The sequence below is a fragment of the Nocardioides scoriae genome (genome assembly GCF_900104965.1).
Lineage (GTDB): Bacteria > Actinomycetota > Actinomycetes > Propionibacteriales > Nocardioidaceae > Marmoricola > Marmoricola scoriae.
The window spans coordinates 3,998,356-4,020,701 of the sequence record NZ_LT629757.1 but is presented as its reverse complement, the minus strand read 5'-3'; the positions used below and the strand labels follow the sequence as shown (position 1 = coordinate 4,020,701).

Here is a 22,346-nt window from a genome sequence, read left to right as displayed (position 1 = left end):
ATGGCGGGCACCGGCCGGATGAGAGGGTCCGGTCGGCGCACGACTCAGCGCGTCATTCTGCCACGCCCCGCGACCACGACCGAATCGAGCCACCGGCCGCTCCCGCGGTGGCACGATCCTGGGGTGAGCCAGACGCCACCGCCTCCCCCGTCGTACGCCGCCGGGCCCGCCGCCGGACCCGTCCGCCCGACCAGGCCACGGCCGCGCGCCCGGTGGTTCGTGGTCGGTGGGGTGCTGGTCCTCCTGGGCGCGGCCGTCCTCGCGACCGGCCTGTTCCTCACCGTCTCGCGCGGCGTCGCGACGGACGCCGTGGTCCTGCTCCGCGGGGCGGGCCGGCCGGTCGGGGTGGGGGTGCCCGTGGGCGAGGAGCGGATGGTCTTCGTGCCCCGGGGCGAGCCGGTCCCCGACTGCGCCGTCACCACCGCGGACGGCACCGACCTCGCGCTCGAGCCCACCACGACCAGCACCACCGTGACCACGATGGGCCGCACCTGGGTGGGCGTCGCGACCTTCACGAGCCCGAGCGCGGAGGTCCGGATCGGGTGCGCGAGCCCCGTGGACGCCCTCCGGGTGGGCAGCCCGCTCGGCGCCGGCTTCGCCGTGGGGCTGGTCGCCACGGTCCTGGGGTCGCTGCTGCTCGGGGGCTCCGGCCTCGCCGTCCTGGTGACGACGCTGGTGCTCTGGCTCAGCCGTCCGCCGCGGTCGGACCGGGCCCCGGCCGCCGCGCCAGGACCACCGTCGAGCCCTCCTCCGGCCTGGTGAGGACCTCGGCGAGGAGCCCGGCGCCCGCGCAGGCCGCCGCCGAGACCGGCGCCTGAGCCGGGCTGCACTCCAGCAGCAGCACGCCCCCGGGCGCCAGCCACGCCGGTGCCGAGGCGGCCACCCGGCGGTGCAGGTCCAGGCCGTCGGCGCCCCCGTCGAGGGCGACCCGGTGCTCGTGGTCGCGGGCCTCGGGCGGCATCAGGGCGATCCGGCCGGTCGGGACGTACGGCGCGTTGCAGGTCACCACGTCCAGCAGGCCGCGCAGCCGCCGGGGCAGCGCGTCGAACAGGTCGCCCTCGTAGACCGTGCCCGGGGGCAGCTCCAGCCGCGCGCAGGCCACCGCGACCGGGTCGAGGTCGGCGGCGTGCACCTCCGCGCCGGGGACCTCCTGCGCGACCACGAGGGCGATCGCGCCGGTGCCGCAGCACAGGTCGACCACCCGCGGTGCCGGGCGGTCCCGCAGCAGCCGCACGGCCAGCCGCGCCATCGCCTCGGTGCGGCGGCGCGGCACGAAGACGCCGGGCAGCACCCGGACCCGGCGGCCGCAGAACTCCGCCCAGCCGAGCACCTGCTCGAGCGGCTCCCCCGCCACCCGGCGGGCGACGAGGTCATCGAGGGCGCGCGTCCCGTCGGCGGCCCCGACCAGCAGGGCGGCCTCGTCCTCGGCGAACACGCAGCCGGCCGCCCGCAGCCGGGCGACCAGCTCCGGGTCGGCGTCAGGCGACGACGCGTCCACGCAGCACGACGACGGCGGGGCGGTGGAGCACGCCGAGGTCGGCGAGCGGGTCGGCGTCGTACACCACGAAGTCGGCGCTGCTGCCCTCCGAGAGGCGGCCGTCCAGGCCCAGCCACTCCCGGGCCCGCCACGACGCCGCCCCCAGCGCCGCCTCGGTGCTCAGGCCGAGCTCGTGCAGCGCGACGACCTCGCCGGCCAGGTTGCCGTGGCGGGCGACCCCGCCGCCGTCGGACCCGGCGTACAGCTGCACGCCGGCCTCGTGGGCGTTCATCAGCGTCTCGCGGCGACGGGCGTGCAGGTCGGTCATCGTCTCGGCGTACGCCGGGAACTTGGCCGCGCCCGCCTCGGCGTACTCCGGGAACTTCTCCAGCTGCATCACCGTCGGCACCAGCGCCACCGAGCCCGCGACCATCGAGTCGATCAGCTCGGGCGTGAGGCCGGTGCCGTGCTCGAGGCAGTCGATGCCCGCGGCGATCAGGCCCGGGAGCACGTCGGTGCCGAAGCAGTGCGCCGTCACCTTGGCGCCGTGCTCGTGGGCGGTGCGGATGGCCTCGGCGAAGTCCTCGGGGCTGAACGACGGGGTCAGGTCACCGGCGTCGCGCGAGATCCAGTCCCCGACCAGCTTCACCCACCCGTCGCCGCGCTGCGCCTCCTGGGCGACGTACGCCGACAGCTGGTCCGGCTCGACCTCGTGGGCGTAGCCCCGGATGTAGCGCCTGGTCCGCGCGATGTGGCGCCCGGCCCGGATCAGCCGGGGCAGGTCCTCGCGCTCGTGGACCCAGGCGGTGTCGGCCGCCGAGCCGCAGTCGCGGATGAGCAGCGCGCCGCCGTCGCGGTCGAGGATCGCCTGCTCCTCGGTCGCCGCGTCGCTGACCGCGCCGTCGTCGTCGAGGCCGAGGTGGCAGTGGGCGTCCACCAGGCCCGGCACGATCCACCCGCTGGCGACGGTCTCCGCGCCGGCCTGCTTCTCGTAGGTGACCCGACCGTCGACGACGTACAGGTCCCTCGTCTCGCCGTCGGGGAGCACCGGTCCGGCGAATCGCTGCGCTGCCATGCGCGCGACGCTACCGCGGGTCCTCCCGGGCATCCCGCTCCCGCCGCCCGGGCCGAGCCGGTCCGCGCCGGTCCGTGGAGCATGATCGGCAGCAGGTACCCGGGATGCTCCACGACGAAGTCGGACCGGCCCCACCTCGTCCACAGGCCCCAACCACGACCTGGCCCCGGCGCCCCAGGTCCACGAGGCTCCGAGGATGGACGAGCAGGCAGTGGCCAGGTTCCTCGCCCGCCAGGAGCAGGTCGTCTCGCGCAGGCAGGTGCTCGCGGCAGGAGGTGACGACGACGACGTCGCGCGGATGCTGCGACAGCGGCGGTGGGCGCGGGTGCACCCCGGCACCTACGTCGCGCACACCGGTCCGCCGACCCAGGTCCAGCGGGAGTGGGCTGCCGTGCTCCACCATGCTCCTGCCGCGCTGGCCGGCTGGTCGGCCCTGCGTCACCACGGGGTGCGGACGGGGCGCGAGGGCGGGCCGGGTGTCGAGGACGCCGTCGTCCACCTGGCCGTTGATCGGGAGCGACGGCTGCGACCCGGCCGCGGCATCGTCGTGGTGCGCCTGGCTCGCTTCGACCAGGAGGTCCTGTCCCACCTGTCGCCACCGCGCCTGCGGCTCGAGCCGGTCGTGCTCGACCTGGCCGCGCACGCCACGTCCGACGCCGCGGCCGTGGCGGTGCTCACCGACGCGGTCGCCAGCCGACGCACCACTGCGCCCCGGCTCCTGGCGGCCCTGGCGCGGCGTTCCCGGATGCGCCGGCGCGCCCTGGTCACCCAGCTCCTGGGAGACGTGGCGACCGGGTCCCACTCGGTGCTCGAGCAGACCTACCTGGTCGACGTCGAGCGCCGCCACGGCCTGCCCCGCGGCGGCCGCCAGACCCGCTTCGCGGTCGGGGGCCGGACCACCTACCGCGACGTCGAATACGCCGCCCACGCCACCGTGGTCGAGCTCGACGGTCGCCTGGGCCACGAGCTCGCGCGCGACCGGTGGAGCGACCTCCGACGGGACGTCGCGACCCTGGTCTGCGGTGCGGTCACTCTCCGGCTCGGGTGGCACCAGGTGCTGGACCCGTGCCGCACCGCCCGTGCGGTGGGCCAGGTGCTCCAGGCCCGTGGATGGGCCGGCCAACCGGTCCCGTGCGGACCGTCGTGCCCGGTCGAGCGCGGAGCATGATCGGCACCGGGTGCCCGGGATGCTCCACGCAGACGGCCCCGGCGCCCCGACCCGCGGGCCGGTTGGTGCCACTGGCCCGACTATGGGCGGATTCAGCGTCCTAGACCGGCCTTGCGGTCTCGAAAATGGCGGGTCCACGGTGTGGGACGACCTGCCCACCCCCAGGAGCCACCGATGTCCCTGCCCGCCTCCACCCGCCGCCCCACGCGCTCCGCCCGCCGGCTGCGCCTGACCGCCGTGCTCGGCACGGCGCTGGCCACCGCGGCCGTCACCCTGGCCGCGCCGGCCTCGACCGCTGCCCCCACCGCCGCGGGTCGGGCCGCCCGGGCCGGCTCGGCCGACGACGCCGCGCGCACCCGCGTGGTGGCCTCCGGCCTCGACAACCCGCGCCAGCTCTCCTTCGACCGGCGGGGTCGGCTGTTCGTGGCCGAGTCCGGGGTCGGCGGGTCGGGGCCGTGCGTGGCCGGCGCCGAGTCCGACGAGGTCTGCTACGGCGCCAGCGGGGCGGTCACGATGCTGGCCCGCGGGAAGCAGCGCCGCGTCGTGACCGGGCTGCCGTCGCTCGCGGCCGAGGGTGGCAACCAGGCCACCGGGCCGACCGACGTGGCCGTCGGGCCGCGGGGCGGCTACCGGGTCTCGATCGGGCTCGGCGGCGACGAGGACTTCCGGCGCCAGCTGCCCCCGCCCGCCCGGCGCCAGCTCGGCACGGTGATGGGCGGCACCCTCGGCGGCGGCCGGTTCGTGCTGGCCGATCTCGTCGCCCACGAGCAGGACACCGACCCCGACGGCGCCGGCCCCGACAGCAACCCGGGCGGCCTGGTCCGCACCGGCTCGGGGGTGCTGGTGTCCGACGCCGGCGGCAACGACCTGCTCCGGGCCCGCGTCGGCCGGGTGAGCACCGTGGCGACCTTCCCGGTCACGGCGGGCGTCCCGAACCCGTTCGGCGGACCCGCGATCGACGCCCAGGCGGTGCCGACGTCGGTGACCCGCGGCCCCGGCGGGTCGTTCTTCGTCAGCCAGCTCGTCGGCTTCCCGTTCCCGCAGGGCGGCGCCAAGGTCTTCCGCGTCGTGCCCGGCCGGGCCCCGACGGTCTGGGCCACCGGCCTGACCAACGTCACCGACCTGACCTGGCACCGCGGCCGGCTGCACGCCGTGCAGCTCGCCGACGCCGGGCTGCTCGGCACCCCCGAGGGCGAGCTGCCGAGCGGTTCGCTGGTGCGGGTCGCGAGGGGGTCCAGCTCGCCGAGCACCGTGGCGTCCGGCCTGGCGGCGCCGTACGGCGTCGCGGTGCGCGGCCGCGCGGCGTACGTCACCACCTGCAGCGTGTGCGCCGACGGCGGCACCGTGACGCGGGTGCCCCTGGGGTGACGCCCGCGCGCTGACCCACGCCGTCCCGGGGCCAGCCGACCGCGTCGCGCTCGACGCGGTCGGCTTCCGGGTGGGCTACTTGAGGTACTTCGACAGGTCCGGCAGCTGCGCGGGGTCGAAGGCGGCCGGGGCGTCCTGACCGCCGAGGCCCAGGGCGGTGCCGGGAGCCGGCTCGGCCGCGGGAGCGGCACCCTGGCCGCGCTTGGCCGGGTTGCCCGAGACGCGCTTGCCCTTGGCGGCACGCTTCTGGGGCGCCTGGCGGCCCTTGGCCTTCTTGCCCATGCCCGCGCCGGGCATGCCCGGCAGGCCGGGGGCCCCGCCGCGGGCCATCTGCTGCATCATCTTGCGCGCCTCGAAGAAGCGGTCGACGAGCTGGTTGACGTCGGAGACCTGGCGGCCCGACCCCTTGGCGATGCGGGAGCGGCGCGACCCGTCGATCATCTTCGGGTGGGCGCGCTCGGCGGGCGTCATCGACTGGATGATCGCCTGGATGCGGTCGATCTCGCGCTCGTCGAAGTTCTCGAGCTGCTCGCGGAACTGGCCCATGCCGGGCAGCATCCCGAGCATCTTGGTCAGCGAGCCCATCTTGCGGACCTGCTGCATCTGCTCGAGGAAGTCGTCGAGCGTGAACTCCCCGCCCTGGCCCTGGAGCTTGGCCGCGGCCTTGGCGGCCTGGTCGGCGTCGAAGGTCTTCTCGGCCTGCTCGATGAGGGTGAGCAGGTCACCCATGTCGAGGATGCGCGAGGCCATCCGGTCGGGGTGGAAGAGGTCGAAGTCGGTGAGCTTCTCGCCGTTGGAGGCGAACATGACGGGCTTGCCGGTCATCTTCGCGATCGACAGCGCCGCACCACCGCGGGCGTCACCGTCGAGCTTGGTCAGGACGACGCCGTCGTAGCCGACGCCGTCGAGGAAGGCCTGGGCGGTCCGGACGGCGTCCTGGCCGATCATGGCGTCGACGACGAAGAGCACCTCGTCGGGGTCGACGGCGTCGCGGATGTCCGCGGCCTGCTGCATCAGCTCCTCGTCGATGCCGAGGCGACCGGCGGTGTCGACGATGACGACGTCGTGGAGCGTGCGGCGGGCCTCCTCGATGGCGCGGCGCGCGACGTCGACCGGGTCGCCGCCGTGCTCGACGCCCTGGGCGTTGCCCGGCTCGGGGGCGAAGACCGTGACGCCGGCCCGCTCGCCGTTGACCTGGAGCTGCTTGACCGCGTTGGGGCGCTGCAGGTCGGCCGCGACGAGCATCGGGCTGGAGCCCTGGTCCTTGAGCCACAGCGCCAGCTTGGCCGCGAGCGTGGTCTTGCCGGCGCCCTGGAGGCCGGCCAGCATGATCACGGTGGGCGCCTGCTTGGCGAACCGCAGCCGCCGGGTCTCGCCGCCGAGGATGGTGACCAGCTCGTCGTTGACGATCTTGATGACCTGCTGGGCCGGGTTGAGCGCCCCGCTGACCTCGGCGCCGCGCGCCCGCTCCTTGACCGCGGCCACGAACTCCTTGACCACGGGCAGGGCGACGTCGGCCTCCAGCAGCGCGAGACGGATCTCGCGGGCGGTGGCGTCGATGTCGGCCTCGGAGAGGCGACCCTTGCCGCGGAGGTTCTTGAAGGAGTCGGAGAGCCGGTCGGAGAGCGTGGCGAACACGTGGGGTTACCTCGGGTGACGACGTCGGGGGGCGGTGGTCGGGCCTCGGGACTGCCCGGCCGACCGAGGGTCCAGCCTAGCCGGGCCGGTGGCTCAGCGCGGCGGGGCGGCGTACGTCGCGACCAGCGCCTGCCGCACGGCGTGCGCCGCCGCCGACGCCCGCTCGTCCGAGAGCGCCCCCGCGAAGGCCTCCTGGACGTAGAAGACGTCGACCGCCTGCGGCCCCAGCGTCGAGACGTGGGCCGAGCGCACCGAGATCTCCTGGGCGGCGAGCGTGGCGCACACGGTGTGGATCAGCCCGGGCCGGTCGGCGGAGCGGACCTCGATGACGGTGGCCGTCGGCGAGGCGTCCGAGCGCACGGCAACCGTGGGCTCGAGGCGGACGGGCGTGACGCGGCTGAGCCGGTCGGCGGCGTCGATGCGGCGGTCCACGATCGCCTCGAGGCGCTGGCGCAGCAGGATGGCGTCGAGCCCGGTCTCGGCCACGTCCCACACCGAGAAGCCGACGTGGTCCTGGGTCCAGGCCCGGGCCGCGCGCACCGAGACCCGCTGCAGGGCCAGCATCGCGGCGGCGTCGGCGAGCAGGCCGATCCGGTCGCCCGAGCAGACGGTGACGCGCGAGCCGTCGCCGCTCTCCTCGACCTCGACGGACACGGCCGAGGCGTCGCGCGCGACGGCCTCGGGCACGCCCAGCTCGTCGCTCTCGTCGCTGGGCACCGGCTCGTCGGCCAGCACGGCGGCCGCACGGCGCACCAGCCCGGCCACGAGCGAGGCCCGCCAGCGGGTCCACGCCTTGTCGGAGGTGGCCCGCGCGTCGGCCTCGGTGAGGGCCGCCAGCAGCTCGAGCTCCTCGCGGTCGCGGACCCGGGCGGTCACCAGCTCGACGGTCGCGGGATCGTCGGGGTCGCGGGTGGTGGCGGTCTCGGGCAGGAGCAGGTGCCAGCGCACCAGGTCGCCGATCAGCTCGACCTCGTCGGCGTCGAACCCGATCCGCTCGGCGATCTCGCGCGCGATCGGCTCCCCCGCGACGCAGTGCTCGGTCAGCTGCCCCTTGCCGATGTCGTGGAGCAGCGCCGCGACCATGAGCACGTCGGGGCGCGCCACGCGACGGATCAGCCGGGCGGCCTCGATGCAGGTCTCGACCAGGTGCCGGTCGACGGTGAAGCGGTGCACGACCGAGGCGTGCGGCAGCAGCCGCACCCGCTCCCACTCGGGCAGCACGCGCTCCAGGGCGCCGGTCTCGTCGAGGGTCTCCCACACCGCCAGCAGCCCGGGACCGGCCGCGAGCAGCCGCACGAGCAGGTCGCGGGCCCCGGCGGGCCAGGGGTCGGGCAGCGCCACGCCCTCGCGGACCAGCCGCGCGGCCGTGGTGGGGGCCAGCACGAGGTCGCGCTCGGCGGCCTCGGTGGCACAGCGGAGCAGCAGCAGCGGGTCCTCGCCGATGGGGGCACCCCGGTCGAGGACGACCTCCTCGAAGGAGATCGCGACGCCCGGGGCGATCCGCTGCAGCTGCGGCGCCCGCTTGCGGGTGGGGTGGGGCTCGCGCAGCGTCGCCTCGGCGCGTCGCCAGGCCAGCCGCGAGAGGTGCGTGAGCCGGCGGGCGAGCCGCCGGGTGTGGACCTGGGCCGCCTGGGCGTCGGGCAGGCCGAGGGCGTCGGCGATGTCGCCCCAGTACTCCGGCACCACCCGGTCCGTGGCCCGGCCCGCCGAGGTCTGGAGCGCGTCGCGCACGTCGAGCAGCGCCACCCGGCACCGCTCGAGGTCGCCGTGGGGCACGTCGACCAGCCAGCTGGCGACCAGCGCCTTGAGGACGGTGGCGTCGCGCAGCCCGCCGACCGACTCCTTGAGGTCGGGGACCGAGGCGTGGGCGAGCTCGCCGTTGGTGCGACCGCGGCTGGTGACCAGCTCGCGCAGCTCGCCGAGCCGGGTGCGGGCGTCGCGCCGCCACTGGGTCAGCACGGCCGTGCGCAGCTGCAGGGTCAGGCTGGGGTCGCCCGCGAGGTGGCGCACGTCGAGCATGCCGGTGGCCACGCGCAGGTCGGCGCGGGCCTGCTCGAGCACCTCGCCGACGGTCCGCACCGAGTGGTCGATCGTCGTCCCGGAGTCCCACAGCGGGTACCACACCAGGCCCGCCCAGTCGCCGACCTCGACGGCGTCGTCCATGACGAGCACGACGTCGAGGTCGCTGTACGGCGCCAGCTCGCCCCGGCCGTAGCCGCCCACGGCGACCAGGGCCACGCCCGACTCGGGGCAGCCCGCCTTCGCGAAGGCGGCCTCGCACAGGGCGTCGGCCTCGCGGGTGCGCTCCGCGCGCTCGGCGGCGGTCACCGCGGCCTCAGAGGGCCGACTCGTCCCGGTCCCCGGTGCGGACCCGCACCACGGACTCCACGGAGGAGACCCACACCTTGCCGTCGCCGATGCGACCAGTCCGCGCGGCGGTCACGACCGCCTCGGTGACGGCCTCGACGTCGGCGTCGTCGACCACGATCTCGAGACGGACCTTGGGCACGAGCGAGACGTCGTACTCCGCGCCGCGGTAGACCTCGGTGTGGCCCTTCTGCCGGCCGTAGCCGCTGACCTCGCTGACCGTCATCCCGGTGACGCCGACCGCCTCGAGCGCGGCGCGGACCTCTTCCCACTTGTGCGGCTTGATCACCGCGGTCACGATCTTCATGCCTCCACCCTCTCAGCCCGGGGACCCCGGACACAGCACGACGCCCGCAGCGGACACCGACCGCGCCGAACGCGGTGGCGCCGCTGCGGGCGTCGTCACGGACCTGTCAGATCGCGGCTTCGTCGCGGTCGCCGGTGCGCACGCGCACGACGCTCTCGACGGGCGAGATCCACACCTTGCCGTCACCGATGCGACCCGTCTGGGCCGCCTTGACGACGATGCCGGAGACGTCCTCGACGTCGGCGTCGTCGATGATGATCTCGACCCGGATCTTGGGCACCAGGGCGATGTCGTACTCCGCGCCCCGGTAGACCTCGGTGTGGCCCTTCTGCCGGCCGTAGCCGCTGACCTCGCTCACGGTCATGCCGGTGACCCCGAAGGCCTCCAGCGCAGCGCGGACCTCTTCCCACTTGTGCGGCTTGATGACCGCGGTCACGAGCTTCATGCGTTGACCCCCCTCGCCTCGGCGTCGGACTGGGTGCCCGGCTTGAGGGCACCGCCGCTCAGGATGCTGGAGCCGCCCGAGCGGGACACGAAGTCGTAGCCCGTCTCGGAGTGCTCGGTGAAGTCGATGCCCTCGACCTCGTCCTCCTCCTCGATGCGGAAGCCGATCGTCTTGGAGATGGCGAAGCCGATGACCAGGGTCAGGACGAAGGAGTACGCCAGCACGGCGAACGCCCCGACGGCCTGGCGCCACAGCTGGTCGACGCCACCGCCGAAGAAGAGCCCGTCGACACCGGCCGGTGCGTTGGACGTGGCGAAGAAGCCGATGGCGAGCGTGCCCCACAGACCACCCACGAGGTGGACCCCGACGACGTCGAGCGAGTCGTCGACGCCGAACTTGTACTTCAGGCCGACGGCCAGGGCGCAGAGCACGCCGGCGAGGACGCCGATGACGAGGGCGCCCACGGGGTTGACCGCGGAGCACGCGGGAGTGATGGCCACCAGGCCGGCGACGACGCCCGAGGCGGCACCCAGCGAGGTGGCGTGGCCGTCGCGCATCTTCTCCACCAGCAGCCAGCCCAGGGCGGCGGCAGCGGTGGCACCGAGGGTGTTGACCCAGGTGACGGCGGCGATGGTGTTGGCGCCCAGCGCGGAGCCGGCGTTGAAGCCGAACCAGCCGAACCACAGCAGGCCGGCACCGAGCATCACCAGCGGGAGGTTGTGCGGCCGCATCGGGTCGCGGCGCCAGCCCAGGCGCTTGCCCAGGACGATGGCCAGGGCGAGGCCGGCCGCACCGGCGTTGATGTGGACCGCGGTGCCGCCGGCGAAGTCGATCGCGGCCAGCTTGTTGGCGATCCAGCCGCCGACGGGGGCGGTGCCCTCGTCGAAGGAGAACACCCAGTGGGCGACCGGGAAGTAGACGATCGTGGCCCAGATGCCGGCGAACAGCATCCAGGGGCCGAAGCGGGCCCGGTCCGCGATCGCACCCGAGATCAGCGCGACCGTGATGATCGCGAAGACGGCCTGGAAGCCCACGAAGGCCAGCGAGGGGATGGTGAAGACCAGCGAGTCCTCGCTCATCAGGCCCTTGAGGCCGAGGAACTCGGTCGGGTTGCCGAGCAGCCCGCCGCCGATGTCGTTGCCGAACGCCATCGAGTAGCCGTAGAGGATCCAGAGCACGCCGATCAGGGCGAGTGCTCCGAAGCTCATCATCATCATGTTCAGCACGCTCTTCGCGCGGACCATGCCGCCGTAGAACAACGCCAGTCCGGGTGTCATCAGCAGCACGAGTGCGGCTGACGTGAGCACCCAGGCGGTATCGCCCGTATCCATGGGACCTCCAGTGGTGGTGAGTGACCTGCGTGGACCGCGCCCGAGTCGACTGCGTCGTCGAGCGGCGCGGCCCTGGTGGGGAGAACAATGCGTGGAGGAGGTTTCGCCGACCTGTGACCGACGTTTCCTGGAGGTCACACCTGGGGGGGCCGTGTTACGCCCGTGTTAAATCGGTACATTTCGGAAAAAGCGCACGAACTTACATCAAGCCTCCCTATCCTTTCAAGCGTGAGAGCCAGCACGATGGGAGCCCAGGTCGACACCGCCCCGGCGGTCGTCCCCCTGGCCACGAGGGTCAGCCCGCCCGCGCCAGCGGACGGGCCGCCCGTGCGCCGCAAGCGCGGCCGGCCGCGCGACCCGGAGGCCGACGGCCGCATCCTCGCCGCCGCCTCCTCGCTCATCCTGCTCCGCGGCTTCGACGCCATGACGGTCGACGAGGTCGCCAGCAACGCCGGCGTCGGCAAGGCCACCGTCTACCGCCGCTGGGCCCGCAAGGAGGACCTCGCGCTCGCCGCCATGGAGCAGCTCTACCGCGACGAGATGCCGGTGCCGGACACCGGCTCGCTGCGCCAGGACCTGACCGAGGCGTTCCGCTCCACGCTGCTCTTCGCCAACTCCCCCGCCGGCGCGGACTACCTGCGCACCCTGGTCAAGGAGTCGATGCGCGACGACCGGATGGCCTCGCTCTACCGGGAGGCCAGCCAGCGCGCGGAGACCAGCGCGATGCAGATCTTCGAGCGCGGTGTGGCCCGCGGCGAGGTGCGGCCCGACGTGCCGCTGCCGGCCGCCGTGCGGATGCTCATGGGCCTGATCGTGGTGGCCACGGTGATGCGCACCGAGCCGCCGGCCGTCGACGAGGTCGACGAGCTGGTGGAGCTGGTGGTGCGCGGGGTCGCGACCTAGGCCTGGTCCTGGCCCAGCAGCGCGTCGACGAAGGCGTGCGGCTCGAAGGGCGCCAGGTCGTCGGCGCCCTCGCCGACCCCCACGAGCTTGACGGGGACGCCGAGCTCGCGCTGCACGGCGACCACGATGCCGCCCTTGGCCGAGCCGTCCAGCTTGGTCAGCACGATGCCGGTGACGTCGACGACGTCGCGGAAGACCCGCGCCTGCACCAGGCCGTTCTGGCCGGTCGTCGCGTCGAGCACCAGCAGCACCTCGGTCACCCGGGCCTGCTTCTCGACCACCCGCTTGACCTTGCCGAGCTCGTCCATGAGGCCGGCCTTGTTCTGCAGGCGCCCGGCGGTGTCGATGACCACCACGTCGGCCCCCTGCTCCATGCCGGTGCGGACCGAGTCGAAGGCCACGCTGGCCGGGTCCGAGCCCTCCGGGCCGGTGACGACGTGGACGCCGACCCGCTCGCCCCAGGTGCTGAGCTGCTCGGTGGCGGCGGCGCGGAAGGTGTCGGCCGCACCGAGGACGACGGTCTTGTCCTCGGCGACCAGCACCCGCGCCAGCTTGCCGACCGAGGTGGTCTTGCCGGCCCCGTTGACGCCGACCACGAGGACCACGCCGGGCAGGTCGCCCTCGCCGGTGATGGCGATGCGGCGGTCCATCTCGGGGTCGACGAGCGCGAGCAGCTCCTCGCGGAGCACGTCGTGGGCCTGGCTGGCGCTGCCCTCGACGCGGAGCCGGGTGCGCAGTCGTTCGACCAGCTCGGTCGTGGGCCCGACGCCGACGTCGGCGGTGATGAGGGTGTCCTCGATCTCCTCCCACGTGTCCTCGTCGAGGCGGTCGCGCGAGAGGAGCAGCAGCAGGCCACGGCCCAGGCCGCCCTGCGAGCGCGAGAGGCGCTGGCGCAGCCGGACCAGGCGTCCGGCGGTGCCCTCGGGCCGCTCGAGCGTGGTGACCGGAGCACCGGTCTCCTCGTCGGGGACCTCGTCGGTCGGCGCCTCGAGGGGACCGGGTCCCCCGGGGGGACGCTCCTCGGTGATGACCCCGCCGCCGCGGTCCGCCGGGGGGGCCTTGGGCTGCTTGCGCCCGTTGACGAACGCGATCAGGCCGATCGCCCCGCCGAGGACGAGGATCGCGACTCCGACGACGACGTAGATCAGGACAGCGCTCATGCCCCGATCCAAACAGACGCCCCCGCGGCGCGGGTGGGGCGGGTCAGCGCCCGGCGGGCACGGGCACGCGCTCCGGATCCGCCTGGGGGTCGAGCGTGGGCAGCGAGTCGACCCCGCGGCGCATCACCTCGCCGACGCGCGGCGAGAGCGGGGTCTGGGCCCCGCGGTAGGGGTAGGCGGCGTACACGATGACGGTGGCGGCGAGCGCGAGGGCGACGAGCACCACGACCACGATGGCTCCCATGAGGGGGCTCCTTCGTCGGGGGAAGAGTCGGGGAAGGCGCGGGCGCCGCTGGGCGGCGCCTGCTCCGTCGAGCGTGGCAGACCACCCGGACGGGGCCAAATCGACCACGGGGCTGCGTGTCGCCCCCGACGGCGCCGTTCAGCGACGCAGCAGCGGCGTGACGGCTGCGCGGACCACGTCGGGGACCGGGCGGGTGCCGCGGGCGCCGGCGGCCCGGTCGGCGGTGTTGTCGACGTAGACGTGCACGAAGCGGCCCTCCGCGGCCGCGGTCGCGCCCTCGGCGTCCGCGTCGCCCTGGAAGACGCCGACGCGGTAGACCACCGACGAGGTGCCGACGTGGTCGACCACGAGCCCCAGGTCGACGGGCCGCGGGTAGCCGACCTCGTGGAAGTAGCGGCAGCCGACCTCGGCCACCACCCCGACCGCGTCGAGGGCCCGGATGTCGACCCCGGTGGCCTCCGAGAGGTGGGCGTTGACCGCGGTGTCGATCAGCTCGAAGTAGCGGGCGTTGTTCATGTGGCCGTAGACGTCGTCGTCGGCCCACCGGGTCGTGGCGAGCCGCCACACGGCGTACTCCTCGCGGCCGGGGGCGGGCGCGCGGCTCACGCGCTCTCCTGCTCGCGCAGCCGCTGCGAGATGACCGCGGAGACGCCGTCGCCGCGCATCGTGACGCCGTACAGCGCGTCGCCGACCTCCATCGTCCGCTTCTGGTGGGTGATGACGAGCAGCTGGGAGTTCTCGCGCAGCTCCTCGTAGATCTCCAGCAGCCGACCCAGGTTGGTGTCGTCGAGGGCGGCCTCGACCTCGTCGAGGATGTAGAACGGCGAGGGCCGCGCCTTGAACAGCGCCACCAGGAACGCCACGGCGACCAGGGAGCGCTCGCCGCCGGAGAGCAGCGAGAGCCGCTTGACCTTCTTGCCCGGCGGCCGGGCCTCGACCTCGACCCCGGTGGTGAGCATGTCGGAGGGGTCCGTCAGCACCAGGCGGCCCTCGCCGCCCGGGAAGAGGCGGGCGAAGGTGGCGTCGAAGGCCCGGCTGACGTCGGCGTACGCCTCGGTGAAGACCTGCTCGACGCGGTCGTCGACCTGGCGGACGATGTCGAGCAGGTCCTTGCGGGTGCTGCGCAGGTCCTCCAGCTGCTCGGTGAGGAACTTGTGGCGCTCCTCCAGGGCGGAGAACTCCTCGAGCGCCAGCGGGTTGATCCGACCGAGCTGGGCCAGGGCACGCTCGGCCAGCTTGAGGCGCGCGGTCTGCTCCTGGCGGTCGAACGGGACCGGCGGCGGGGCGTCGTCGCCCGTGGCGAGCTCGCCGGAGTCGGTGACGCGCAGCTGCGGCACCAGCTGGTCGGGGCCGTAGTCGGCGACCAGGGCGTCGGCGTCGAGGCCGAGCTCGTCGAGGGCGCGCTCCTCGAGCTGCTCGATGCGCATCTGCTGCTGGGCGCGGGCGAGCTCGTCGCGGTGTCCCTCGTTGACCAGGCCGTCGAGCTCGCGGCCGAGGTCGCGCAGCGCCACCCGGGTCTCGCGGAGCGCGGTCTCGCGACCCACCCGGCCGGCCTCCACCTGGGCCCGCTCGGCGGCGGCGACGGCCACCGACTCCTCGAGCCGGGCGAGCACCTGGGCCACGGCGCGGCCGACGGCCTCGCCGGTGCGCCCCTCGGCCAGCAGCTGCTCGCGCCGGGCCAGGGCGGCGGCGCGGGCCTCGCGCTCGGAGCGCGCGCGGCGGCGCAGGCCGTCGGCCCGGCCCTGCAGCGCGCGGAAGCGCTCCTCGGCGGTGCGCAGCGTCAGCCGCGCGTCGGTCTCGGCGCCGCGGGCCGTCCGGGCCTGGTCGGCCAGCCGGTCGCGCTCGGCGGTGTCGGGGTCCTCCTCGGGCGCGTCCTGGGCCTCGGCCAGGCGCTGCTCCAGGGCCGCCAGCCCCTCCAGGTCCCGGTCGCGGCCCGCCTCGGCGGCGGCGATGGCCTCGGTCAGCCGCTGCGCCTCCGCCCTGGCGTTGCGGACCTGGGAGCCGAACTGGCCGAGCTCCTCGGCCACGGCCGCCAGGGTGGCGTCCGACTCGTGGAGCTTGGCCAGCGCGACGTCGGCGCGGCGGCGGGCCTGCTCGTGCTCGCGGTCGAGGGTGGCGGCGTCGAAGCCGAGCCGCTCCAGGGTGTGGGCCAGCCGTCCGAGCTGGTCGCCGGCCTCGTCGACGGCCGCCTGGACCTCGAGCAGGCTGGGGGCGCTGGACGAGCCGCCGGCCGCGAAGTGGGTGCCGAGGACGTCGCCCTCGCGGGTGACGGCCGACAGCTCGGGACGGTCGTGGACCAGCGCGCGGGCCGCGGGCAGGTCGTCGACGACGGCGACGTGGGCCAGCAGCCGGGCGACGGCGGCCCGGACGTCGTCGGGGCACTCCACCACGTCCACGGCGTACGTCGCGCCCGACGGCAGCGACGCAGGGGCGGCGCTGTCGGGCGCCCCTCCCCCGACCAGCAGGCCGGCCCGACCGAGGTCGTCGTCCTTGAGGTGGTCGATGGCGCCCACGGCGCTGTCGAGGTCGCGGACCACGACGGCGTCCGACGCGGCGCCCAGCGCGGCCGCGACGGCGCGCTCGAAGCCCGACCGGACGCTCAGCACCGCGGCGACCGAGCCGAGCAGGCCGTCGAGCCGCTCGGTGGCCGCGAGCAGGGCGCCGGCCCCGTCCTTGCGGTTGAGGCCGATCTCGAGGGCCTCCTTGCGCGCGGTCATGGCGGTGCGCTCGCGCTCGGCCGTGGCCTGCTCGCCGCGCAGCTTGGCGAGCCGGTCCTCGAGGTCGGCGAGCTCGGCGGTGGCCGCCTCGTGCTCCGCGTCGAGCCCCTCCTCGCCGGCGTCGAGGCCGGCGACGCGGGACTCCAGCGAGGTGAAGTCGGCCTGCGCGCGCTCGGCGCGCGCCAGCGCCTGCCCGCGGGCGTCGGAGAGGCGGCCGAGCTCGTCCTCGGCCGCGGCCGCGCGGGTCCGCAGGCCGTTGACCTGGCCGTGCAGCCGCGCCAGGCCCTCGCGACGGTCGGCCGCGGCGCGCTGCAGGTCGGCGACCCGGCGCTCCTCGGCGCTGGCCGCCTGCTCGGAGCCCTGGCGCGCCGCGACCGCGGCGTCGAGGCCCTCGCGGTGGCGGGTGACCTCGGCGGCGGTCTCGTCCTCCTGCGCCTGGACCCGCTCCGCCTCGGCCTCGAGCTCCTCGGGGTCGCGCCCCTGCGGCACCTCGGGCTGGGAGGCGGCGTTGCGGACCCGCTCGGCGGCCAGGCCGGCCGTGCCGCGCAGCCGCTCGCGCAGGCCCGACAGGCCGAACCACGTCTCCTGGGCGGCGGCCAGGGCCGGCAGGTCCGCGCGCAGCGCCTCCTCGAGGCCGGCCTCCGTCTCGCGGGTGGTGGCCAGCGCCTGCTCGACGGCCGTCCGGCGCTCCAGCAGCGCACCCTCGTCGGCCAGCTCCTGCTGCAGCGCCGTGCGCGCGCCGGCGAGGTCGTCGGCCAGCAGCCGGGCCCGGGCGTCGCGGACGTCGGCCTGCACGACCTGGGCCCGCCGTGCCACCTCCGCCTGGCGGCCCAGGGGCTTGAGCTGGCGCCGGATCTCGCTGAGCAGGTCCGAGAGCCGGGTCAGGTTGCCCTCGGTCGACTCCAGCTTGCGCAGCGCCTTCTCCTTGCGCTTGCGGTGCTTGAGGACCCCGGCCGCCTCCTCGATGAACCCGCGCCGGTCCTCCGGGGTGGCGCGCAGGATGGAGTCGAGCTGGCCCTGGCCGACGATGACGTGCATCTCGCGGCCGATGCCGGAGTCGCTGAGGAGCTCCTGCACGTCGAGCAGGCGGCACGAGCTGCCGTTGATGGCGTACTCCGAGCCGCCGTTGCGGAACATCGTGCGGCTGATGGTGATCTCGGCGTAGTCGATGGGCAGCGCGCCGTCGGTGTTGTCGATGGTGAGCGCGACCTCGGCACGGCCCAGGGGCGGGCGGCCGGAGGTGCCGGCGAAGATGACGTCCTCCATCTTGCCGCCGCGCAGCGACTTGGCGCCCTGCTCGCCCATCACCCAGGCCAGCGCGTCGACGACGTTGGACTTGCCCGAGCCGTTGGGGCCCACGATGCAGGTGATGCCGGGCTCGAGCTGCAGGGTCGTCGAGGAGGCGAAGGACTTGAAGCCCTTGAGCGTGAGGCTCTTGAGGTACAACGTCTGCTCCCTGGATCGACCGACCGACGCGCTGGACGCGACGCCCGCCACGTCCCTCCCGGGACCACGAGGTGCCGCGCCGGGGAAGCAGCGCGCTGCGACCCTACCTGCGGCGGGGGCCCGGCCGGGGATCCCCCGCCGCGCGGCTGGCGGGAGCCGAGGAGCAGCAGGCAGCCCCGAGGACCAGGAGCTCCCACGCGCGAGCGGCCTAGGAGGCCGGCTCGTCCGTCCCGGCGCGCGCGAGGGCCTCCTCGTCGGCGTGCGCGACGTGGAGCAGCTGGTGCCACAGCAGCGCCAGGAACGCCGCCGAGCCGACGAACCCGACCCAGAAGGGCGCGGTCACGCCGTACGCGTGGGCCACGACGCCGCCCAGCAGCGAGCCGAGGACGAAGCCGCCGGTGACGCCGAGCATGTAGACGCTCTGCACCCGTCCCTGCATCGGCATCGGCACCGCCCGCTGCCGCACGGCCGTGCTGGTGGTGCCCCAGATGAACGCGTGGGCGCCGAAGACGAACATCGTGGCCAGCGCGACCGCCGGCACCGTGGTGAGCGCCAGGACGAGGTGGGTGAGGGTCTCCACGACCAGCCCGCCGCGCATGATCCAGGCCAGGCTGACGTGCCGCTCCAGCCAGCCGTAGGAGACCGTGCCGAGGATGCCGCCGCAGGCCAGCGCCGAGGTCAGCAGGCCGAACCCGAGGTTGCCCAGGCCCAGGCGCTCCTGGGCGTAGAGCACCAGCACGGACCAGGACGCCCCGAAGGTGACGTTGAAGATGAGGATGGTCAGCACCAGCGTGCGCACGGCCGCGTGGCGGCGCACCCAGCCCAGGCCCTCGCGGATCTCGGCCACCAGCGTGCTGCCCCGCCCGCCCGTCGCGTCGGTGGCACCTGCCGCCCGGCGGCCGTGGGCCGGGAGCTGCAGGTGCAGCACCAGCAGCAGGCTGAGCGCCACGCAGACCGCCTGCGTGACGAAGGGCCACTGCCGGCCCAGCCCGAACAGCAGCGCCCCCAGCGGCGGTCCGACCAGCTGGTCGAGCGTGATGATGCCGGCCAGCAGCCGCGCGTTGGCCACGCCGAGGTCGGCCTTGGCGACGAGCATCGGCAGCAGCGTCGCCGTCGTGGTGTCGGCGAAGGTCTCCCCCACGCCCAGCAGGAAGACCGCACCCAGCACCACCGCGATCGAGACCTGACCGGTCACCAGGGTGGTCACCAGCGCCGCGAGCACCACGACCCGGCAGGCGTTGGCGACCGCGATCAGGTGGCGGCGGTCGACCCGGTCGGCCACCACGCCGGCGACGAGGCCGAAGAGCAGCCGCGGCAGGAACTGCATGACCGCGGCCAGCGCGACCAGCAGCGGCGAGCGCGTCTCGGAGGCCACCAGCAGTGGCCCGGCCGCCAGCGCCACCCCGTCGCCGATGTTGGAGATCCAGCTCGAGGTGACCAGCCAGCGGAAGGGCCGCCCGAGGCGCTCGGGCAGCACCCGCTCGACGGCTGACCTCGCGACGGACCTCACGACGGGCGATCCTCGCAAGCGAGGGGGCCGGCTGTCACACCGGTGCCGGGCCCACCGCTCGGGGCCGGACGGGACGGCTCAGGCGCGCTGCTCGACCTTGGGGTCGTCCTCGTCGTCGAGGTCGAGCACGACCTCGGTGTGCTCGCCGCGGCTGCGCTGGATCGCGAAGGCGACGAGGACGACGGCGACCAGGCCGAGGGCGGCGTAGGCCCCGACGCTCTCGGCGTCGAAGGCCCGCAGCAGGGTGCGCGAGTTGGTGATGAGGATGACGCTGCCGACCAGGGCGCCGAGCACGGGCAGCGAGACGTGCCGCACGAGGTACGCCGCGAACGGCGCCGCGATGACGCCGCCGATCAGCAGGCCGCCGACCACGCGCCAGTCGATGGCCTCGCTGCCGAGGCCGATGAGGAAGCCGACGCTCGCGCCGATGGTGACCGCGAACTCCGAGGTCGAGACCGAGCCGATGACCTTGCGGGGGTGCAGCCGGCCGCTGGAGATCAGCGTGGGCGTCGCGACCGGTCCCCAGCCGCCACCGCCGGTGGCGTCGATGAAGCCGGCGAACAGGCCCAGCGGCGCGAGGAAGCGGGTGCCCGGCCGGCGGGTCACCACGACCGGCTTCTTGCCGAACACGAAGCGGGCCACGATGTAGACGCCGAGCAGGAGCAGCAGCACGGCCACCCACGGCGTCGCGGACTCGGTCGAGAGGTTGGACAGCACGCTGGCGCCGACGAAGGCGCCGACCGCGCCGGGCAGGCCGAGGCGGGCCACCACGCTCCAGTCGACGTTGCCGAAGCGCCAGTGCGAGAAGCCCGAGGCGGCGGTGGTGCCGACCTCGGCGAGGTGCACCGAGGCGGAGGCCACGGCCGGGGCCACGCCGTTGGCGAGCAGCAGCGTCGAGGCGGTGACGCCGTACGCCATGCCGAGCGAGCCGTCGATGACCTGGGCCAGGAGGCCCACGAAGGCGAAGACGAACAGACGTTCCATGGGAGGCTCCCGTGTCGACAAGTCAAGTTAGTCACTTGACTTTAGGTCACGAGCGGCGCCTCGCCCAATTCCCGGGCCACGACGGCGCGTGAGACCGCTCACGCGCGGCCACCGGGGCAGGAGTGCGTCAGGCGCGGGTGAGCGAGCTGTCGCGGGCCACGGCCTCGTCGACGGAGGCGGAGGCGACGGCGGCGAGGGCGTCGTTCTCCTGCTGCAGGCGGAGCACGAGGTCCTCGAGGTCGACGACGCGCTGCCGCAGCGCGCGGTTGTCGACGTGGAGGCGGTGGAGGTCGCGAGGGTCGGTGCCGGTCGCGTAGCCGAGAAGCGCCTTGGCCATGGGGTGTGTGCCTTCCAGGAGCGAGGGCCCGATCAGGGCCGTCTAGCAATGTCTCACGGCCCTGCCCCCGGCATCAACCTGGCGGGTGGCCGCACGACGTGGCGGTGGTGAACTCTTCGCCGGTCCTCAGGGAGCGACGCGGCGCCGGGCGCGCGGTGCGGGCTGGCAGACCGGGCAGAAGTACGACGAGCGGTTGGCGAACGCGACCCGGCGGATGGGCGTGCCGCAGCGCGAGCAGGGCCGTCCCTCCTGGCCGTAGGCCTCCAGCGAGCGGTCGAAGTAGCCGCTCTGGCCGTTGACGTTGACGTAGAGGGCGTCGAAGGAGGTGCCGCCCTGGTCGAGCGCGGCCAGCATCACCTCGCGGCAGCCGGCCAGCACCCGCTGCACGTCGGCGACGCGCAGCCGCGAGCCGGGGCGCTCCCCGTGGACGCGGGCCCGCCACAGGCCCTCGTCGGCGTAGATGTTGCCGACGCCGGAGACCACGGCCTGGTTGAGCAGCAGCCGCTTGACGCCCGACTCGCTGCGCCGCACGCGCGCCACGAAGGCGGCGTCGTCGAAGGCCGGGTCGACGGGGTCGAGGGCGATGTGGGCGATCTCCGGGGGCACGACCGCGCCGCCCGAGGACACCAGCAGACCGCCGAACATCCGCTGGTCGACGAAGCGCAGCTCGGTCGGGGACCCGGCGGCGCCGTCCGCGCCGCCCCCCCGCCCAGCGGGCAGGTCGACGAGCCGGAAGCGCACCCGCAGGTGCTTCTCGTCGGGAGCCTCGGCCGGCTGCACCAGCATCTGGCCCGACATCCCGAGGTGGCCCAGGAGGGCGTCGCCGTCGTCGAGCGAGAGCCACCAGAACTTGCCGCGGCGGTGGGCACCGGTGACGGTGCGACCGGCGAGCCGGGCGGCGAAGTCGTCCGCACCGCCCGCGTGGCGGCGCACCGGGCGCGGGTGGAGGACGTCGACGGCCGCCAGCGTGCGGCCGACGGCGTGGGTCTCGAGGCCGCGCCGGACGACCTCGACCTCGGGGAGCTCGGGCATCGGGAGGGGGGTCGCTCAGGCGTCGGCGGTGTCGGGGGCGGCGTCGGGCGCGGCGTCGGGGCCCGCACCGGTCGTCGCGTCGGAGGCGGCCTCGCCCCCGGGACCGGCGACGGCGGTCAGCTCGGGGTGCAGGGTGCTGTACGCCGACTCGGCCGCCTGCTGCTCGGCCTCCTTCTTCGACCGCCCGATGCCGTGGCCGTGGAGCCGGCCGGCGACGCGGACCCGCGCGGTGAAGGTCTTCATGTGGTCGGGGCCGTCGGCCTCGATGACGTACTCGGGCACGCCGAGGTCGTGGACGGCGCTCAGCTCCTGCAGGCTGGTCTTCCAGTCGAGGCCGGCGCCGAGGGCGGCAGCCGCCTCGAGCATCGGGTCGAAGAGCAGGTGGACGACGTCCGCCGCCTCGGTGAACCCGCCGGAGAGGTAGACCGCCCCGATGAGCGCCTCGACGGTGTCGGAGAGGATCGAGGCCTTCTCGCGGCCGCCGGTGCTCTCCTCGCCCTTGCCGAGGTGGACGTGGACGCCCAGGTCGATGGTGCGGGCCACCTGCGCGAGCGCGCGCGCGTTGACGACCGCGGCCCGCAGCTTGGCCAGCCGGCCCTCGGAGAGGTCGGGGTGGCTGCGGTAGAGCGTCTCGGTCACGACGACGCCGAGCACCGAGTCGCCGAGGAACTCCAGGCGCTCGTTGGTCGGCAGGTTGCCGTTCTCGTAGGCGTAGGAGCGGTGCGTCAGGGCGAGCTGCAGCAGCTCGGGGGCCAGCACGGGGCTCCCGAGCGCCTCACGCAGCTCCTCGGCCGCCGTCTCGCCGGCAGCCGAGGTCGCCACGTCGTGCACGCCGGA

20 protein-coding genes are annotated in these 22,346 nt (G+C 74.8%); 4 read left to right on the top strand and 16 right to left on the bottom strand.

Annotated elements, in window-relative coordinates:
• Nucleotides 1-123: 123 nt before the first annotated feature.
• On the top strand, nucleotides 124-762 hold the full coding sequence (locus tag BLU55_RS19045) for a hypothetical protein (protein ID WP_157682951.1): 639 nt from the start codon (nucleotides 124-126) through the stop codon (nucleotides 760-762).
• Here the strand turns inward: BLU55_RS19045 and BLU55_RS19040 are convergent.
• Together BLU55_RS19040 and BLU55_RS19035 are read right to left on the bottom strand one after the other, a co-directional pair.
• Nucleotides 686-1,498, bottom strand: a complete 813-nt coding sequence (locus tag BLU55_RS19040; RefSeq protein WP_091733086.1) for a putative protein N(5)-glutamine methyltransferase — start codon at nucleotides 1,496-1,498, stop codon at nucleotides 686-688. The two genes, BLU55_RS19045 and BLU55_RS19040, sit on opposite strands and share 77 nt — an antisense overlap.
• Nucleotides 1,479-2,552, bottom strand: coding sequence for an amidohydrolase family protein (locus BLU55_RS19035; RefSeq protein WP_091733083.1), 1,074 nt, complete (start codon nucleotides 2,550-2,552; stop codon nucleotides 1,479-1,481). The genes BLU55_RS19040 and BLU55_RS19035 overlap by 20 nt, the downstream gene beginning before the upstream one ends.
• 196 nt (nucleotides 2,553-2,748) lie before the next feature.
• Between BLU55_RS19035 and BLU55_RS19030 the strand changes: the two genes are divergently transcribed.
• Both BLU55_RS19030 and BLU55_RS19025 read left to right on the top strand, forming a co-directional pair.
• Nucleotides 2,749-3,720, top strand: coding sequence for a type IV toxin-antitoxin system AbiEi family antitoxin domain-containing protein (locus tag BLU55_RS19030; RefSeq protein ID WP_091733080.1), 972 nt, complete (start codon nucleotides 2,749-2,751; stop codon nucleotides 3,718-3,720).
• Between the two features lie 174 nt (nucleotides 3,721-3,894).
• Nucleotides 3,895-5,088, top strand: coding sequence for a ScyD/ScyE family protein (locus tag BLU55_RS19025; protein ID WP_157682950.1), 1,194 nt, complete (start codon nucleotides 3,895-3,897; stop codon nucleotides 5,086-5,088).
• Nucleotides 5,089-5,163: 75 nt separating this feature from the next.
• On the opposite strand, the gene ffh is transcribed toward BLU55_RS19025, so the two are convergent.
• The 5 genes from ffh to BLU55_RS19000 all read right to left on the bottom strand — a co-directional run bounded on the left by ffh (nucleotide 5,164) and on the right by BLU55_RS19000 (nucleotide 11,176).
• Nucleotides 5,164-6,726, bottom strand: coding sequence for a signal recognition particle protein (gene ffh / locus BLU55_RS19020; protein ID WP_091733077.1), 1,563 nt, complete (start codon nucleotides 6,724-6,726; stop codon nucleotides 5,164-5,166).
• 93 nt (nucleotides 6,727-6,819) lie between these two features.
• On the bottom strand, nucleotides 6,820-9,054 hold the full coding sequence (locus BLU55_RS19015; protein WP_157682949.1) for a [protein-PII] uridylyltransferase: 2,235 nt from the start codon (nucleotides 9,052-9,054) through the stop codon (nucleotides 6,820-6,822).
• 7 nt (nucleotides 9,055-9,061) lie between these two features.
• Complete coding sequence (locus tag BLU55_RS19010) at nucleotides 9,062-9,400, bottom strand: P-II family nitrogen regulator (RefSeq protein WP_091733071.1); 339 nt, start codon at nucleotides 9,398-9,400, stop codon at nucleotides 9,062-9,064.
• A gap of 106 nt (nucleotides 9,401-9,506) precedes the next feature.
• Nucleotides 9,507-9,845 carry a P-II family nitrogen regulator gene (locus BLU55_RS19005; protein ID WP_091733068.1) on the bottom strand — a complete coding sequence of 113 codons (339 nt, stop codon included), beginning with the start codon at nucleotides 9,843-9,845 and terminating at the stop codon, nucleotides 9,507-9,509.
• Nucleotides 9,842-11,176 (bottom strand): ammonium transporter, encoded by a 1,335-nt coding sequence (locus tag BLU55_RS19000; protein ID WP_091733066.1) that lies wholly within the window; start codon nucleotides 11,174-11,176, stop codon nucleotides 9,842-9,844. The genes BLU55_RS19005 and BLU55_RS19000 overlap by 4 nt, the downstream gene beginning before the upstream one ends.
• Before the next feature lie 228 nt (nucleotides 11,177-11,404).
• On the opposite strand from BLU55_RS19000, the gene BLU55_RS18995 reads away from it, so the two are divergent.
• Nucleotides 11,405-12,079 (top strand): TetR/AcrR family transcriptional regulator, encoded by a 675-nt coding sequence (locus tag BLU55_RS18995; RefSeq protein ID WP_157682948.1) that lies wholly within the window; start codon nucleotides 11,405-11,407, stop codon nucleotides 12,077-12,079.
• On the opposite strand, the gene ftsY is transcribed toward BLU55_RS18995, so the two are convergent.
• The 9 genes from ftsY to rnc form a co-directional block, all read right to left on the bottom strand.
• Complete coding sequence (gene ftsY / locus BLU55_RS18990) at nucleotides 12,076-13,239, bottom strand: signal recognition particle-docking protein FtsY (protein ID WP_091733059.1); 1,164 nt, start codon at nucleotides 13,237-13,239, stop codon at nucleotides 12,076-12,078. The genes BLU55_RS18995 and ftsY overlap by 4 nt on opposite strands.
• A 43-nt stretch (nucleotides 13,240-13,282) precedes the next feature.
• Entirely contained in the window at nucleotides 13,283-13,483 is a 201-nt protein-coding gene (locus BLU55_RS18985; RefSeq protein WP_091733056.1) for a hypothetical protein, read from the bottom strand.
• Between the two features lie 138 nt (nucleotides 13,484-13,621).
• The gene (locus tag BLU55_RS18980; protein WP_091733053.1) at nucleotides 13,622-14,089 is read right to left on the bottom strand and encodes an acyl-CoA thioesterase; all 468 of its coding nucleotides are present in this window, start codon (nucleotides 14,087-14,089) and stop codon (nucleotides 13,622-13,624) included.
• The gene (gene smc, locus BLU55_RS18975) at nucleotides 14,086-17,646 is read right to left on the bottom strand and encodes a chromosome segregation protein SMC (RefSeq protein ID WP_091733050.1); all 3,561 of its coding nucleotides are present in this window, start codon (nucleotides 17,644-17,646) and stop codon (nucleotides 14,086-14,088) included. Before smc ends, BLU55_RS18980 begins: the two co-directional genes overlap by 4 nt.
• 208 nt (nucleotides 17,647-17,854) lie before the next feature.
• Nucleotides 17,855-19,156, bottom strand: coding sequence for an MFS transporter (locus tag BLU55_RS18970; RefSeq protein ID WP_091733047.1), 1,302 nt, complete (start codon nucleotides 19,154-19,156; stop codon nucleotides 17,855-17,857).
• Between the two features lie 78 nt (nucleotides 19,157-19,234).
• On the bottom strand, nucleotides 19,235-20,140 hold the full coding sequence (locus tag BLU55_RS18965; RefSeq protein ID WP_091733045.1) for a sulfite exporter TauE/SafE family protein: 906 nt from the start codon (nucleotides 20,138-20,140) through the stop codon (nucleotides 19,235-19,237).
• Nucleotides 20,141-20,267: 127 nt separating this feature from the next.
• Nucleotides 20,268-20,477, bottom strand: coding sequence for a hypothetical protein (locus BLU55_RS18960; RefSeq protein WP_091733042.1), 210 nt, complete (start codon nucleotides 20,475-20,477; stop codon nucleotides 20,268-20,270).
• 126 nt (nucleotides 20,478-20,603) lie between these two features.
• Entirely contained in the window at nucleotides 20,604-21,509 is a 906-nt protein-coding gene (gene mutM / locus BLU55_RS18955) for a bifunctional DNA-formamidopyrimidine glycosylase/DNA-(apurinic or apyrimidinic site) lyase (RefSeq protein WP_091733039.1), read from the bottom strand.
• A gap of 15 nt (nucleotides 21,510-21,524) precedes the next feature.
• The gene (gene rnc, locus BLU55_RS18950) at nucleotides 21,525-22,340 is read right to left on the bottom strand and encodes a ribonuclease III (protein WP_269457927.1); all 816 of its coding nucleotides are present in this window, start codon (nucleotides 22,338-22,340) and stop codon (nucleotides 21,525-21,527) included.
• Nucleotides 22,341-22,346: the final 6 nt, after the last annotated feature.

Bases quoted from the DNA above. Each gene is read 5' to 3' on its own strand.
- BLU55_RS19030 (WP_091733080.1), top strand. From the start codon at position 2,749: ATGGACGAGCAGGCAGTGGCCAGGTTCCTCGCCCGCCAGGAGCAGGTC.
- BLU55_RS18965 (WP_091733045.1), bottom strand. From the start codon at position 20,140: ATGGAACGTCTGTTCGTCTTCGCCTTCGTGGGCCTCCTGGCCCAGGTC.
- BLU55_RS19005 (WP_091733068.1), bottom strand. From the start codon at position 9,845: ATGAAGCTCGTGACCGCGGTCATCAAGCCGCACAAGTGGGAAGAGGTC.
- BLU55_RS19010 (WP_091733071.1), bottom strand. From the start codon at position 9,400: ATGAAGATCGTGACCGCGGTGATCAAGCCGCACAAGTGGGAAGAGGTC.
- mutM (WP_091733039.1), bottom strand. From the start codon at position 21,509: ATGCCCGAGCTCCCCGAGGTCGAGGTCGTCCGGCGCGGCCTCGAGACC.
- BLU55_RS18960 (WP_091733042.1), bottom strand. From the start codon at position 20,477: ATGGCCAAGGCGCTTCTCGGCTACGCGACCGGCACCGACCCTCGCGAC.
- BLU55_RS19035 (WP_091733083.1), bottom strand. From the start codon at position 2,552: ATGGCAGCGCAGCGATTCGCCGGACCGGTGCTCCCCGACGGCGAGACG.
- BLU55_RS18985 (WP_091733056.1), bottom strand. From the start codon at position 13,483: ATGGGAGCCATCGTGGTCGTGGTGCTCGTCGCCCTCGCGCTCGCCGCC.
- BLU55_RS19000 (WP_091733066.1), bottom strand. From the start codon at position 11,176: ATGGATACGGGCGATACCGCCTGGGTGCTCACGTCAGCCGCACTCGTG.
- ftsY (WP_091733059.1), bottom strand. From the start codon at position 13,239: ATGAGCGCTGTCCTGATCTACGTCGTCGTCGGAGTCGCGATCCTCGTC.
- BLU55_RS19025 (WP_157682950.1), top strand. From the start codon at position 3,895: ATGTCCCTGCCCGCCTCCACCCGCCGCCCCACGCGCTCCGCCCGCCGG.